Source organism: Pseudomonas sp. ICMP 3272 (assembly GCF_001466905.1).
Lineage (GTDB): Bacteria > Pseudomonadota > Gammaproteobacteria > Pseudomonadales > Pseudomonadaceae > Aquipseudomonas > Aquipseudomonas amygdali.
Window position 1 is genome coordinate 56099 of sequence record NZ_LKEK01000047.1, and the last position, 14463, is coordinate 70561.

Annotated in this window: 17 protein-coding genes; 6 read left to right on the forward strand and 11 right to left on the reverse strand. The window is 59.3% G+C overall.

Features of this window, described 5'->3' with window-relative positions; genetic code table 11:
* Nucleotides 1-104 precede the first annotated feature (104 nt).
* Together AO068_RS11395 and AO068_RS11400 are read left to right on the forward strand one after the other, a co-directional pair.
* Nucleotides 105-1499 (forward strand): class II fumarate hydratase, encoded by a 1395-nt coding sequence (locus AO068_RS11395; RefSeq protein ID WP_054096977.1) that lies wholly within the window; start codon nt 105-107, stop codon nt 1497-1499.
* Complete coding sequence (locus tag AO068_RS11400; RefSeq protein ID WP_058408402.1) at nt 1492-2106, forward strand: NAD(P)H-dependent oxidoreductase; 615 nt, start codon at nt 1492-1494, stop codon at nt 2104-2106. Before AO068_RS11395 ends, AO068_RS11400 begins: the two co-directional genes overlap by 8 nt.
* An 18-nt stretch (nt 2107-2124) precedes the next feature.
* Here AO068_RS11400 and AO068_RS11405 read toward each other — a convergent pair whose 3' ends face one another.
* Both AO068_RS11405 and AO068_RS11410 read right to left on the reverse strand, forming a co-directional pair.
* Nucleotides 2125-3084 (reverse strand): DMT family transporter, encoded by a 960-nt coding sequence (locus tag AO068_RS11405; protein ID WP_058408403.1) that lies wholly within the window; start codon nt 3082-3084, stop codon nt 2125-2127.
* Between the two features lie 100 nt (nt 3085-3184).
* Nucleotides 3185-3784: a tRNA-uridine aminocarboxypropyltransferase gene (locus AO068_RS11410; RefSeq protein WP_058408404.1), complete on the reverse strand. Its 600-nt coding sequence runs from the start codon at nt 3782-3784 to the stop codon at nt 3185-3187.
* A 225-nt stretch (nt 3785-4009) separates the two neighbouring features.
* On the opposite strand from AO068_RS11410, the gene AO068_RS11415 reads away from it, so the two are divergent.
* Nucleotides 4010-4309 carry a hypothetical protein gene (locus tag AO068_RS11415; protein WP_057403442.1) on the forward strand — a complete coding sequence of 100 codons (300 nt, stop codon included), beginning with the start codon at nt 4010-4012 and terminating at the stop codon, nt 4307-4309.
* 85 nt (nt 4310-4394) lie between these two features.
* Here the strand turns inward: AO068_RS11415 and AO068_RS29435 are convergent, their stop codons facing one another.
* Both AO068_RS29435 and rmuC read right to left on the reverse strand, forming a co-directional pair.
* Nucleotides 4395-4517, reverse strand: a complete 123-nt coding sequence (locus tag AO068_RS29435) for a PA1414 family protein (protein WP_003418154.1) — start codon at nt 4515-4517, stop codon at nt 4395-4397.
* 199 nt (nt 4518-4716) lie between these two features.
* On the reverse strand, nt 4717-6081 hold the full coding sequence (gene rmuC, locus AO068_RS11420) for a DNA recombination protein RmuC (RefSeq protein ID WP_162839825.1): 1365 nt from the start codon (nt 6079-6081) through the stop codon (nt 4717-4719).
* Between the two features lie 747 nt (nt 6082-6828).
* On the opposite strand from rmuC, the gene AO068_RS11425 reads away from it, so the two are divergent.
* The 3 genes from AO068_RS11425 to AO068_RS11435 all read left to right on the forward strand — a co-directional run bounded on the left by AO068_RS11425 (nt 6829) and on the right by AO068_RS11435 (nt 9355).
* On the forward strand, nt 6829-7134 hold the full coding sequence (locus AO068_RS11425; protein WP_058401259.1) for a hypothetical protein: 306 nt from the start codon (nt 6829-6831) through the stop codon (nt 7132-7134).
* Between the two features lie 480 nt (nt 7135-7614).
* Nucleotides 7615-7833, forward strand: coding sequence for a hypothetical protein (locus AO068_RS11430; protein WP_002554588.1), 219 nt, complete (start codon nt 7615-7617; stop codon nt 7831-7833).
* Between the two features lie 238 nt (nt 7834-8071).
* The gene (locus AO068_RS11435) at nt 8072-9355 is read left to right on the forward strand and encodes an OmpP1/FadL family transporter (RefSeq protein WP_080394843.1); all 1284 of its coding nucleotides are present in this window, start codon (nt 8072-8074) and stop codon (nt 9353-9355) included.
* Between the two features lie 198 nt (nt 9356-9553).
* On the opposite strand, the gene AO068_RS11440 is transcribed toward AO068_RS11435, so the two are convergent.
* The 7 genes from AO068_RS11440 to cobU form a co-directional block, all read right to left on the reverse strand.
* Nucleotides 9554-10105: a glutathione peroxidase gene (locus tag AO068_RS11440; RefSeq protein ID WP_002554590.1), complete on the reverse strand. Its 552-nt coding sequence runs from the start codon at nt 10103-10105 to the stop codon at nt 9554-9556.
* 61 nt (nt 10106-10166) lie between these two features.
* Complete coding sequence (locus AO068_RS29440; RefSeq protein WP_044318071.1) at nt 10167-10289, reverse strand: hypothetical protein; 123 nt, start codon at nt 10287-10289, stop codon at nt 10167-10169.
* On the reverse strand, nt 10286-11494 hold the full coding sequence (locus tag AO068_RS11445; protein ID WP_057403447.1) for an MFS transporter: 1209 nt from the start codon (nt 11492-11494) through the stop codon (nt 10286-10288). Before AO068_RS11445 ends, AO068_RS29440 begins: the two co-directional genes overlap by 4 nt.
* A 96-nt stretch (nt 11495-11590) precedes the next feature.
* Complete coding sequence (locus AO068_RS11450) at nt 11591-12322, reverse strand: adenosylcobinamide-GDP ribazoletransferase (RefSeq protein WP_058401257.1); 732 nt, start codon at nt 12320-12322, stop codon at nt 11591-11593.
* Nucleotide 12323: 1 nt separating this feature from the next.
* A complete protein-coding gene (gene cobC / locus AO068_RS11455; protein ID WP_058408405.1) occupies nt 12324-12896 on the reverse strand; it encodes an alpha-ribazole phosphatase family protein in 573 nt (190 codons plus the stop codon).
* Nucleotides 12893-13945, reverse strand: a complete 1053-nt coding sequence (gene cobT / locus AO068_RS11460; protein ID WP_058408406.1) for a nicotinate-nucleotide--dimethylbenzimidazole phosphoribosyltransferase — start codon at nt 13943-13945, stop codon at nt 12893-12895. The genes cobC and cobT overlap by 4 nt, the downstream gene beginning before the upstream one ends.
* Nucleotides 13942-14463, reverse strand: a complete 522-nt coding sequence (cobU, locus tag AO068_RS11465) for a bifunctional adenosylcobinamide kinase/adenosylcobinamide-phosphate guanylyltransferase (RefSeq protein WP_058408407.1) — start codon at nt 14461-14463, stop codon at nt 13942-13944. Before cobU ends, cobT begins: the two co-directional genes overlap by 4 nt.

Genomic DNA, 14463 nt, shown 5'->3' on the forward strand with positions numbered 1-14463 from the left:
TTTGGCTCAACCCCCGGTTCACCCAGCGGTTAAAAAGCACTGCGCGGGAACCCTGTCGGCATATGGACACCTAACCCTGCAACGCACTTAAAGGAGTAAGAACAGTGAGCCGCACCGAAACCGACAGCATTGGCCCGATCGAAGTCCCCGAAGATGCCTACTGGGGCGCGCAGACCCAACGCTCACTGATCAATTTTGCGATTGGCGACCAGCGAATGCCGTTGCCCGTTCTGCACGCGCTGACCCTGATCAAGAAAGCCGCGGCACGCGTCAACGACCGTAACGGCGACCTGCCCGCCGACATTGCCCGCCTGATCGAACAGGCTGCCGATGAGGTGCTCGACGGTCAGCACGACGCGCAATTCCCGCTGGTGGTCTGGCAGACCGGCAGTGGCACGCAAAGCAACATGAACGTCAACGAAGTGATCGCAGGCCGGGCCAACGAACTGGCTGGCCAAGGCCGTGGCGGCAAATCGCCGGTCCACCCCAACGATCACGTCAATCGCTCGCAAAGCTCCAATGACTGCTTCCCGACCGCCATGCACATCGCCACTGCTCAGGCGGTCAAGGCACAGCTGCTGCCAGCCATCGCCGAGCTTTCCAGCGGACTGGCCGAGCAGGCTGCGCGGCACATGAAACTGGTCAAGACCGGGCGCACGCACATGATGGATGCGACCCCTATCACCTTTGGCCAGGAGCTTTCGGGGTTCGTCGCGCAACTGGATTACGCAGAAAAGGCCATTCGCGCTGCGCTGCCCGCCGTCTATGAGCTGGCCCAGGGCGGTACTGCGGTCGGTACCGGGCTCAACTCACCGAAAGGCTTTGCCGAGGCCATTGCAGCAGAGCTTGCTGCACTGTCCGGGCTGCCGTTCGTCACTGCGCCCAACAAGTTCGCCGCACTGGCCGGTCACGAGCCGCTTGCAGCGCTTTCCGGCGCATTGAAGACCCTGGCCGGAACCCTGATGAAAATCGCCAACGACCTGCGTCTGCTGGGCTCCGGCCCGCGTGCCGGGCTGGCCGAAGTCAGACTGCCCGCCAACGAGCCCGGCAGTTCGATCATGCCCGGCAAGGTCAACCCGACCCAGTGCGAGGCCTTGTCGATGCTGGCCTGCCAGGTCATGGGCAACGACGTGACCATCGGCTTTGCCGCCAGCCAGGGCCACCTGCAACTCAACGTCTACAAACCGGTGATCATTCACAATGTGCTGCAGTCGATCCGCTTGCTGGCCGATGGCTGCAGCAATTTCAACGAGCACTGCATCGCGGGCATGGAGCCGGATGCTGAAAAAATGGCTGAGCACCTCGAGCGCGGCCTGATGCTGGTTACTGCACTTAATCCGCATATCGGCTATGACAAGTCGGCGCAGATTGCCAAGAAAGCCTACACCGAGGGGCTGACCCTGCGCGAAGCCGCGTTGGCGCTGGGTTATCTGACCGATGAGGAGTTCGACGCCTGGGTGCGTCCGGACAAAATGCTCGAGGCAGGCAGTAATGGCTGATGCCAGAAGCGGCGCAACGCCACTGGAAGGTAACGGCAAACGGATTCTGATGGTTTACGGTACGCCGAAAGCCATCAGTCTCTGCCACGCCCTGGGCGAAGCCTATGCACAGGCTGCGCGCAGTGAAGGGCATGTGGTGCGGGAACTCAAGCTGGGTGAGCTGGATTTCGACCCCATTCTGCACAATGGCTACGATCAGACCCAGACACTTGAACCGGACCTGCTCGAAGCCCAGCGCCAGATTCACTGGGCCGAGCATCTGGTATTCGTTTATCCGGTCTGGTGGGGCGGCTTGCCGGCGCTACTGACGGGCTTTTTCGACCGGGTACTGACGCCCGGTTTTGCGTTCAAAACTCACGGCCGCAAGCAATCCTCCAATGAGCTGCTCCGAGGACGGACGGCGGAGCTGCTGGTCACCATGGACACGCCGCCACGCTACTTTCACTGGATTTACGGCGCGCCGGCTCACCGGCAGATGGTGCGGACGATATTGGGCTTTTGCGGGATAAAGACCAAACGCCTTAGCGAATTTGCCCCGGTGCATAGCGCCAGCGAACAGCAACGCCAGGAATGGATTCTACAGGCACAGGCACTGGGCAAGCGCTGACCTGTTCGGGCAGCGAATTCAGGCCTGAGCCAGCCTTGCCTTGCGCGCTCTGAGGCCGGCGACCAGTGAAGGGCCAAGCGCGGTCAGCGCCGACCCCGTTACGACCAGCATCGCGCCGCCGTAACCCAGCACGTTCAATTCCTCTGCCTGCACATAATCAGGCCATAGCCACGCGGCGGCAGCCACGGCGGTCAGCGTGACCAGCGGCGTCAACGCAAGCGTCGCGCTTACCCGTGACGCCTCCCAATGTGCCAGCGCTTCAGCGAAAGCACCATAGGCCACCAGCGTATTCAGACAGCAAGCGAGTAGCAGCCAGCCCTGCAACGGGCTCAACAATAGCGCCTCGGCAGGGTGCGCCCAAGGCGTGAGCAACAGCGCGCAAAACAGGTAGATCACCATCATCACCTGCAGCGAATTCCATACCGTCAGAAGCTGCTTCTGACTCAGCCCGTAGAACGTCCAGATGGTCGAGGCCAGGAGCACCACCAGCACACCAAGGGTGTAATCGCCCAAGGAGGTGAACAGCTCCACCAGACGCTGATTGAAAAAGAAGCCGAAACCAATCAGCAGGACGACCAGACCAATGCCCTGCCCCAGACTGAAACGTTCCTTGAACAAAAAGATACTGCTGATCAACAGGAAGATCGGGCCGACCTGAACCAGTAATTGCGTGGTACCGGGGCTCAGCAGCCGCAAGCCGATGAGGTACAGCACGTAGTTGCCGACCAGGCCGAATACCGCCAGCCCCACCAGTATCTGGCCCTTGCGTCCCAGCACCTTGAAGCTGGGCAGGCGCTTGACCGACGCCAGCCAGATGAACAACAGCGCGCCGGAAACAGACAGGCGAAACCAGGTCAAAGTGACTGGGTCCATCACCTGCAGAACCTGCTTGAGCTTGATTGGCAGAATGCCCCAGAGCAACGCAGTCAACAGCGACAGACAAAGGCCATAGACCCAGCGACCAGACGAGATGTGCATTGAACCTTCCGCAAGAGATAGAACAAGCTACTCATTCTAGGCGCTGATCGGCAAAGCAACAGTTACAGCTGGGCGCAGTTAACGCCACCAATTGTGTTCTTTACCCCTGACCGCCGTGATTGCGCTGATACGTCTCACTGCCCATGGCCTGAATCTGACCTTCGATCAAGGCGTCGAAAGGCTTCAGCAGCGCCTCGAAAGAGCGTGGCGCTTCCAGCGTCTGCAAGGTATGAACGATAGCCTCAAGCGTCGATAAGGCGTCCGGGCCCGGCGCTTTGCGCAAGCGATAACGCGAAACCGGCACAGTGCCTGGTGTGACCCTTGGCAGCTCAGCAAGCAAGGGATTGAGATGCAGCAGTTTGCGCGCCTTGCGCCAGGTGCCATCCGGCACGACCAGCAGCATGGGCAGCGAATTCTGCGCATAAGGCGTCAGCGTCTGCGCAGCCTCACCCGGAAACAGCAATCGAGGCTGATAGCCGGGCGGATTCAGAATCTCTTGCAGATCGTCGAACACTTCGCCCACCAACAACTGCGCATTGACCAGACCCAGTGCGGCCAGTCGCGCCGTATTCAGCGCGTGGCTGACTTCATCGGGATGCTGCAGGATCAACACTCGCGTGCGACTGTCCAGTTGCGGAATCAGGGCGCACAGACAATGCGTGGCAGGACGCAGACAACGCTCACAACGGGCGCGGGACATGGATCAGTACTCGGTCAATCTCACAAGGTTAAAGGTGCTGCACAGCACAACGAATCAGCGTTGCCACCAACCGCCTGTCGAACAGCCCTGCATTTTAAACAAATCGGCACCATAACGGCGGGGCAATCCACAGCCGCAACGGCGATTTGAGCTAGCCTCATGGGTCTGGGCTGGAGAAATGAAGTACGCCTGTTGTATCTGACAAGATCCACATCAGGGGCTTTCATGAATCGCGAAGAGATCAGGCAAAAGGTATTCAACGCCCTAGGCATCATTCTAGTGGACAAGAGTGCGATTCAGGATGACGCCACGCTCGCCGATCTGGCCCTTGATGACGATGATATCGAGCTGTTTTTCCTCGAACTGAAGGAAGCCCTCGGCTTCACACTCACGGAAACCATCAGGACAGCGGTAATCGCCAGCCCAGGACAGCTTGCGTTGCACAGGATCATAGGACTGATTTTATTGCAGGAGACGGAAAAGGGCTCGATAGAGCCGAAGAACGAGCCCGGGCATCAGCACTAACGCCGGCTCTTGTATCGGGACGCCCTGTGCGCCCCGACGAAATTCAACATGCGCACTACCCTGTGGCCAGGATCAGGCGAGAGGCTTACCGGCGTTGACGGCGACGATCGTCGTCGGCACGAACCGGAATGGGTTGCAGTTTTGGGCGTTCTATCAGACCCAGTGCAACGCCTACATCGTGGAGCCATTCTTGCAGTTTGCTATTCATAGAGCCCCCTTGAGGGAAATACCCGGCAGTCAATCCGTACTCATCACTCACTAGAGATCATAGAAGCAAATGAACTGTTAGCCGAGTGCAACGAGAAACAATTTTCCCGATGGAGCCAATGTGACAGTTGTGCAGCATCGCTTCTAGTCTTTGCGACGGACGGCCTGTTACTGAACGTTGCGCCGACCAAGCAAACTGATCATTCAGGCGGACTGATCAGGCCGTCATTGTCAGTCATCGCCCGTTCAAGCAAGTCCGCCGGCAGACTCTTGCTGGCACGCGCGCCCAGCAGTTTGAGTTGCTCGCTGCGGCTGATCAGGTTGCCGCGCCCCTCCGTCAGCTTGTTGCGCGCCGCCGAGTAGGCCTTGTCCAGTTGCTGCAGACGGTTGCCTACCTCGTCCAGATCCTGAATGAACAACACAAACTTGTCGTATAGCCAACCTGCCCGTTCGGCAATCTCGCGTGCGTTCTGGCTCTGACGTTCCTGCTTCCACAGACTGTCGATGACCCGCAAGGTGGCCAGCAGTGTGGTGGGGCTGACAATCACGATGTTGCGATCAAAAGCTTCCTGAAACAGATTCGGCTCCGCCTGCAAGGCTGCAGAAAAAGCCGCTTCGATAGGCACGAAGAGCAGAACGAAATCCAGACTGTGCAGCCCTTCAAGGCGCTTGTAATCCTTGCCCGAGAGACCTTTGACGTGATTGCGCAGCGACAGCACATGCTGCTTGAGCGCAGCCTGACCGATAACGTCGTCATCAGCCGATACGTACTGCTGATACGCCGTCAGGCTGACCTTGGCATCGACCACCACTTGCTTGTCACCGGGCAGCATGATCAGTACATCAGGCTGAAAGCGCTCGCCGTCCGGCCCCTTGAGGCTTATTTGCGTCTGGTATTCACGGCCCTTTTCAAGCCCGGCATGCTCCAGCACTCGCTCAAGAATCAGTTCACCCCAGTTGCCCTGGGTCTTCTGCCCTTTCAGGGCGCGCGTCAGGTTGGTGGCTTCATCGCTCAAGCGTTGATTCAACTGCTGCAGACGTTCCAGCTCCTTGGCCAACGAAAAGCGTTCACGGGCTTCGTTCTGATAACTTTCCTCGACGCGCTTTTCGAACGACTGGATACGTTCCTTGAGCGGCGTGAGCAATTGCCCCAGTTGCTGCTGGCTGGTTTCGGCAAAACGCTGCTCACGCTCATCGAATATCTTGCCTGCCAACTCGGCGAACTGCGCACGCAGCTCATCCCGGGAACCCTGCAGATCATTCAGGCGCTGCTGATGGCTGTCCTGCTGTTCACGCAGCTCAGCGTTCAATGCTGCGCAGTGCGCATCCAGACGACGCAACTCGGCTTCTCTGCCGGCACGCTCACGATTCCAGGCATGCGCCGTTTCGCGAGCGCTATCACTTTCCTGACGCAGCAACTCGACCTCGCGCCGCAGCGCTGCAAGGTCGGCCTGTTTGGCCGCATTGGCCTGGCTGAGGTCACTGACCTCGTCGCGGCAGGCATCCAGTTGCGCATTGAGGCCTTCCTGCGCCATCTGCGCCATGCTCAGACGCTCGTCCAGCAGCGCGCTCTCGGCCTGACGAAGCGCCAGACGACGCTGTAACTGCCAAAGCAATGCCAGCAAGGGCACAGCAGCTGCAGCGAGCCCCAGTAACAGGCTGTTCAGGTCCAGTGCCATAAAGACTCCATGCAGGCTGAATCATCGCCAGCGGCAGTGTGGGTAAGCGCGTGATAGTGCAGCAGAAACGTCGTCTTGGGCGAGGCAAGATCAACAGGCGGGGGTTAAATCGGGGGAACGGATTGTACGCGCTTTCTACAACGTGCACAGCCCCCATTTCCGGGACATTTCAGCCGGGACAATCCACAGAAGCTGTGGATAACTCAGTGGACAACCCCCCTTTAACTCTCGCAAACGCAAGCAGGATGCGGCCTGCGCTCAAACTGACGATTTTTTCACCAACTAAAAAAAACGATGTTTTTCATTGACTTAATAATTCACCACCATAAATCAAACCCTTAGCAACGCTTGTGACAGTGATGTGGCAGCTTGTTCAGCTAATGTGCACAACTCCTTGCCGGGGCCCTTTTCAGCCATTTCGGGCATCATATGATTGTTGCTCGATTGCATCTTATTCTCAATGAATACGTGGCTTTCAGCAGCCTTTCAGCCGCTGGAATCGGCCTGCCACCAACGAAGCCCGCACCTCACCAGACACCTTGAAAACAATGAGGGCGACAAATCGTGCATCTCGCGGTCCAACCACTGCCAAAAAAGACCAAATATCAGCCACCAAGGATTCAGTGAAGGCCCATGAAGGAGATAGTGAAGTTCTTCCTGCTGCTGTTGGCCGTCTGCATCGTCGCCCTCGCGGCCAGTATTGTCCTGCCACCGCCGGACGGCGGCGTCTTCGCCTATAGCGTGCTGTTGTCGGCAATTGCACTGCTGCTGATCATCTGCAGCGACCTGAGTAATGGACGTATCAACAAGGCAGGCGACATCATGCGCGCCATTGAAAGCCGCAAGTCCCTGCGCCTGACCATCGCTGCCTACCTGCTCGGCTGCTCGATGGTCGCGTCCGTGACCGTGCTGATCTACCGCCTGGTCGGGCACTGGTAAAATTTATTCAGCGCCGCTTGCAATGCTTCGACATGACGGGTAGCATTGCCACCGTTAGTACCAAGCTGAAAATCAATTCCGGTCGACAAGTCCCCCGACAGACACTCCTCCATGAGACGAGAATGTTGGCAACAAGGGATCGACCACCTCGATGGTTTCCAGACATGAACCTTTCGCGCTGATGCACCATTTGGGGTGACAGTGCAGTCATGGCTCTCATGGTCTGCTTCAACCAGCCTGCAATTGATCAGGATCTTCACCCGGAGCGTCGAACCTTTGCTCCTGTTGTGTTGCCTGCCCTCCTAAGTACCTACCGGTCAGCCAGAGCGCCATACGATAAAGCGCGCTTCAACTGCCTGTCTCTATTCCAGTCAGGTTCTCCGCCCAGCCAGGCTTTTGTATCAAATGTCGGCCCGCGTTTACTGGAATCTTTATTTATGCACGGTATTGTTCCGTGTTGTTTCAGGAAACACCTTGAATATGAATACTCAAACCCAACACGCAATTCACACATTGACCAACGCTTTTGCCCCGATGAACTGCCTGATCATGGCCGCTCGCAAAGGCTGCTTCAGTTTCACCATCGTCAACGAACACGGCATCGCCCGTCACAGCGAACGCCTGTACCCCGATCAGTACGCAAGCGCCGAACCGCTGCAAGCCGTGATCGAGCGTACCCGTCAGGCCCTCATCGCCTGACGCAAACGATTCATCGCACGCCAAAAAGCCCCGCCCTGCAAAGCGGGGCTTTTTTATGCCCGCTATTTATTGACGACATTGACCAGTGTGCGGCACTGGAACTTTGTCTAAATTGCAACTCCTACAGCATTATCAAGATTGTCCTACAAGAATAGCTCTAAATCGGGCTCCTCAGCCTATAGCGCGCCATCGAAAATGTTGGTAATTTTCGACCGGTGAACAACAAGGAGTTCTAATAATGAAAATAATGACAAAAGCACTGAACCGGACAACACTTGGACTCGCCCTGGGTCTGGCTTCTTCTCAACTGCTTGCAGCCGGTTTTGCCCTCAATGAACAAAGCATCAGCGGCATGGGCACAGGCTTTGCAGGTCGCTCCTCGTCAGCCGATGATGCAAGCACCGTATTCGGCAACCCTGCCGGTATGTCCCGAATCAAACGCGAACAAATCAGCGTCGGCGCCGCAGCCGTGATCGCCAAGACCGACATCGACAACGGTCGCGGCACATTCGGCGGCAGCAACGACGGTGACATGGTTCCGGTGGTCGGCGTGCCAATGGGCTATTACGTCAAACCTATCGATGATCACTGGGCATTTGGTCTGGGCGTGTACGTACCGTTCGGCCTGGTCACTGATTACGAAAAAGGCTTCGCCGGCCGCTACTGGGGCGACAAGAGTCACGTGCAGGTCGTGACCTTCCAGCCAACTGTCAGCTATGCATTCAATGACAAGGTTTCCATCGGTTTCGGCCCGACGATCAACCGCATCGACGGTGAACTGACCTCGGCAACATTGAACGGCCGAAGCCCAGGCACTAACGACGGCAAGGTAAAGATCGAAGGCGATGACACCGCAATCGGCTTCAATGCCGGCATTTTGGTGCAGGCTACCGACACCACTCGCCTGGGCCTGACATACCACTCCAAGGTCGATTACAAGCTCAAGGGCAAAACCAAGATCGAAGGCTCAGGTTTCGGCGGATTTTCCGGTCAGAAGTACGATGCTTCGCTGGACATCTCCACGCCTGAGTCGGTGGACTTCTCCATCACCCAGCAACTCGACGAAAACTGGACTGTTTACGCAGGCAGTACCTGGACTCGCTGGAGCCGTCTGCAAGACATCACCGTCAACAACGATGGCGTCCCTGCTCTGCTGGGCGGTTCTGCCGGCCCGATCGGCACCATCACCGAAGAACAGAACTGGCACGACACCTGGGCACACGCCATCGGTGCTTCGTACAAGGTCAACAAAGAGTGGACACTGCGCACCGGTTTCTCCGTTGATCAGTCGCCGACCAACAACGTCAACCGCTCCCCACGCATCCCGACTGGCGATCGCAAGATCATCAGCTTCGGTGCAGGCTGGAGCCCGACCGACGACCTGACCATCGACGTGGCGTACTCGTACCTGCGTGAAGACGAAACCAAGATCCGCGACTCCAGCGCGACCAAAGGTTCGTACAGCGCCGACTACCGCAACACCGCTCACGGCCTGGGCACTTCGGTTACCTATCGCTTCTGATAGCAACTGCCAGGCTGAAAAAAGCCCGCAACCAGTAATGGTTGCGGGCTTTTTGATGCTCCGCCTCACTGACTGACTATCGTGCCGACGCTCCGCGTCGGCATGCAGTTCTGGACACTCTGCGTCCTCTTTGTGGCGCTCCGCGTCACACAAGGCTTCTGCGATGTCAGGCAGATTCAGACAACACTCAAGCCCCCCCTAAGGCTTCGACGCAATCGCCTTTTCAATGGCTGCGATCAGCTCAGGATCATCCGGCTTGGTCATGCTGGAGAAGTTGGCAATGACCTTACCTTGGCGATCAACCACGTACTTGTAGAAGTTCCAGCGCGGCGCACTGCTCTGTTCGGCCAGGACCTTGAACAAATGGGTCGCATCATCGCCGCGTACGGCCTGCGGCTCGGTCATGGTGAAGGTCACGCCGTAATTGACGTAGCAGACCTTGGCGGTCTCCTCACCATCCTTGGCTTCCTGTTTGAAGTCATTGGACGGCACGCCCAATACCTCAAGCCCCTGCCCCTTGTAGCGCTGACTCAGCTCTTCAAGCCCTTTGAACTGTGGGGCAAAGCCACAGAAACTGGCGGTATTGACCACCACCAGCGGCTTGCCGGCAAAGCGTTTGCACAGGTCGATGTTTTCCTTGGCACGCAGCTTGGGCAACTCGCCCTGCAGCAACGGCGGACAGTCGGCAGCCATTGCAGCGCCACTCATGGCCAGCAGCAGAAGAGGAATCGAAACAAAGCGAATGTTCATCATGGCGGCCCTGGATAGCGTTGTCGTTTGTCGACACGCTACCCCATGCCGGGCTGTCTGCCTAGCAAGCGCCCATTCCCAGTTGCAACGCAGCCAGTCCAACGTGCTGCCAGGCCCACCAGACCAGCCCCAACACCACCGCGCCTGCCAGCAACGCCGCCAGCAGAGGCCAGCGACGGCTCATGCCAGACTGCCCTGCGCCTGCAACCTGGCCACAGGGCGCTCACGCACCGGCCAGTTCAACGCGGCGGCCAGCAGACTCAGCAGTATCGAAACTTGCCAGACGAGGTCGTAGTTACCGGTGCGGTCATACACCAGCCCGCCCAGCCAGCCGCCGAGGAATGCGCCTAACTGGTGAAACAGGAAGACGATACCGCCCAGCATCGACAGGTTGCGCACACCAAACAGTGTCGCAACCGTGCCGTTGGTCAGCGGCACGGTGGACAGCCACAGCAGGCCCATTGCTACGCCGAACAGATAGGCAGTGGTCTGGCTCAACGGGACCCACAGAAACAACACGATCACCACCGCGCGCAACAGATAAAGCGCGGTCAACAATCGAGGTTTGGACATGCGCCCGCCCAGCCAGCCAGCGGTGTAGGTACCGAAGATATTGAACAACCCGATCAAGGCCAGCACCGTTGTACCGACCTTGGCAGGCAAGTGTTGATCCACCAGATAGGCTGGCAGGTGCACCCCGATGAACACCACTTGAAAGCCACAGACGAAGAAACCCAGTGCCAGCAGCCAGAACCCCGAATGCGAGCAGGCTTCACGCAGCGCCTCGCCCAGCGTCAGCTCGATACCGGTAGACACGCTCGGCGTATCCTTGAGCATGCCCACCAAGGGCAGGATCAACGCCACCATCACGCCCAGCACCAGCAACGCACCGGACCAGCCCAACCAGCTGATCAAGCCCAATGTGCCGGGCAACATGGCGAACTGGCCGAATGAACCCGCCGCGCTGGCGATACCCATGCCCATGCTGCGTTTTTCCGCAGGCAGCGCACGCCCGACGACACCCAGAATGACCGAAAAAGACGTGCCGGACAGACCAATACCGATCAGCAAACCAGCACTCAGGGAAAGGCTGAGAGACGAGTCAGCCATACTCATGCACATTAGCCCTACGGCATACAGCACACCGCCGACGAAGACGACTTTGGCCGCGCCAAATCGATCTGCCAGCGCCCCGGCAAACGGCTGCGCCAGGCCCCACATCAGGTTTTGCAAGGCGATGGCAAAGGCAAACACCTCACGCCCCCAGCCAAAATCCGCGCTCATGGGCGCCAGAAACAGGCCGAAACCGTGCCGCGTGCCCAGCGAAAGCGCAAGGATCAACGCACTGCCCAGCAGAACCCAGCCGCTGGTACGCCAGATCGATGTCATGGTTAAGCTCCCTGCACTTTGTTACATGGTTTTACCTGTGAATCGCGAAGCTACGCGCTGCCGGTAAAAGCTGTCAACAAAGCATTGGCAAGGCTGTTAAAGCAGCGCCAGCGTCAGCAGGACTGCCAGCTCCAACAGTTCAAGCAGCGCCCCGGCGGTGTCGCCCGTGCTACCGCCCAGACGGCGCATCATTATGTGCCGCAACCACAAGAAACACGCCGTACAGACCAGCAGCGCCGCGACGCCTGACCAACCGGCCAGCAGCACGCACGCTAGCGCACTGGCCAACAACACCTTACGCGCCGGACCATGCGGCAGATGATCTGCAAGAGCCTGCCCCAGTCCGCCGGAACGCACGTAAGGTGTGCCCAGAAAAAGCCCAAGCATGGCCGCGCGTCCGATCAGCGGCGCCAACAACAGCCCGATACTGCTGTGACTTTCGATCAGCGCCAGAATCGCTGCAAACTTGAGCAGCAGCACCAGCACCAGCGTGACAACGGCAATCGGCCCACTACGCGGGTCCTTCATGATCTGCAAGGTGCGTTCGCGATCACCAAAACCGCCCAGCCAGGCGTCGGCACTGTCGGCCAGACCGTCCAGATGCAGCCCGCCGCTGAGCAGCACCCAGGCAGTGAGCACCAGCGCGGCATGCAGCATGAGCGGCGTACCATTGAGTAGCGCACTGAAACCCAGCAGCAGCGTGCCGAATACCACCCCTACCAGTGGGTAGAACAATAACGAACGCCCAAGCTCTTCCGGGCGCGGCATGCCGGGCAGACGAATCGGCAGGCTGCCGAGAAATTGCAGGGCGATCCAGAACGGCAGCATCTCAGACCTCCGTGAGTACGCCATCAGCGGCGACCTGAATCGACAGCAGTGCGCCATGGCCGACCACTACCTGCAACAATTGCTCGCGCGGCAGACCACGCGCCTGCGCCAGCAGCAGGCGCATCACACCGCCGTGACTGACCAGCAACACGCGTTCACCGGCATACGCCTGATGCAGACGCTCCACCGCATTCAGCACCCGTGTCGAAAAGTCGATCACTGGCTCGCCATTGGGCGGCGTGAAGGCGTAGGGATCAGCCCAGAACAGGCCAAGGCCTTCGGCATCGGTCTCCATAAGCTGCGCAGGGCTGTGGCCTTCCCAGTCGCCGAAATGCAGCTCCTGCAAACCCGGCTCCAGTTGCATGGGCAGCGACAGGCGCTGCGCCAGCTCTTCGGAAAAACGTGCACAGCGCTGCAAGGGCGAGCTGACAATTCGTTCCCAGGGACCGCCATCAACCACCGCCGCACGCATCTGCTGCCAGCCGAGTTCTGTAAGAGCATCGTCGAGGCTGCCGCGCAGACCACCGCCCAGCTCTGTTTCGCCATGGCGCAGCAAGTCCAGACGCAAGGTCATGCGGGGCGATCCGCCACTGCCGCTTCGGCAAACGTTGCCATGCCGTTATGCAGCTCGCAGGCCAGACGCACCAGCGGCACCGCCAGCGCTGCGCCACTGCCCTCACCCAGACGCAAGCCGAGGTCGAGCAATGGTTCGGCCTGTAGCGTTTCCAGCAAGTGCCGGTGGCCCGGTTCGGCGCCACGGTGGCCGAACAACAGCCAGTTGCGGCAAGACGGATTCAGGCGCACCGCCACCAACGCGGCCACGCTGCAAATGAAACCGTCGACCAGCGCCACGATACCTTCCTGCGCACAGGCCAGATAAGCGCCGGTCAGCGCGGCAATCTCGAAACCACCCAGGCAGAACAGGCTATGCAGCGGGTCGCCCGCGTGCTCGGCATGCAGCACCAGTGCGCGTTCGATGACACGGGTCTTGTGCTCGATACCTTCGGCGTTCAGCCCGGTACCGGGACCGACCAGCAACGGCGCGGCACATTCCAGCACCGAGCAGGCGACGGCGCTGGCCGCCGTGGTATTGCCGATGCCCATCTCGCCACCGATAAACAGCTCGGTGCCGACCGCCTTGGCGCGCAACACGCTGTCGCGCCCGGCCTGCAGAGCAGCAAGCCCCTGTTCAGCACTCATGGCTGGCCCGTGGGCGAAATTGGCGGTGCCCGCGCCGATGCGCAAATGACGCACGCCCGGCAAATCCAGAGGCGACACGGTACCCAGATCCACCACGTCCAGCTGCGCCGAGAGCTGACGCGCCAGCACGCTGATCGCTGCGCCGCCGTTGACGAAGTTATGCAGCATCTGGCCGGTGACTTCCTGTGGATAGGCCGATACACCTTCGGCCACCACACCATGATCGCCGGCAAAGATCGCGATCCACAGCTTGTCGGCAGACGGACGCTCGCGCCCTTGCAGGCCGGCGAGCTGCACCGCCAGCCGTTCCAGTTGCGCCAGCGAACCCGCAGGCTTGGTCAACTGTTGCTGACGGGCCAGTGCCGCCTCGCGCATTGGTACATCGATAGCCTGTGCGGGCTTGAGCCACCAGGAATTACTCATAGCGCGGTTCCTTTCAAAGTCAGGGGCAAGCCGGCAACGGTCAACACGACACGCTGGCAACGCTCGGCCAGTGCCTGATGCAACAGACCGGCTTCGTCGACATAGCGGCGCGTCAGCTCACCCAGCGGCACGACGCCAAGCCCGGTTTCGTTGCTGACAAAAATGATTTCGCCCGGCAAACCGGCCAGGCTGTCGAGCAGGGCTTCTCGCTCCTGGAGCAGATGCTCTGGGTCGTCGAGCATCAGCAGATTGGTCAGCCAGAGGGTCAGGCAATCGACCAGCAGGCAGCGGTCTGACGCAGCATTTTCGCGCAACACCCGCACCAGCTCGAGCGGTTCTTCGACCAACCCCCAGTGCTCGGGACGACGGGCGCGATGGCTGGCGACGCGCTGGTTCATTTCGCCATCGAGAGGCTGGCTGGTGGCGATGTAAATCACCTTCAGCGCTGAGTCGGCGGCCAGTTTCTCAGCCAGTCGGCTCTTGCCGGAACGTGCGCCGCCAAGGATCAGTTGCAGCAT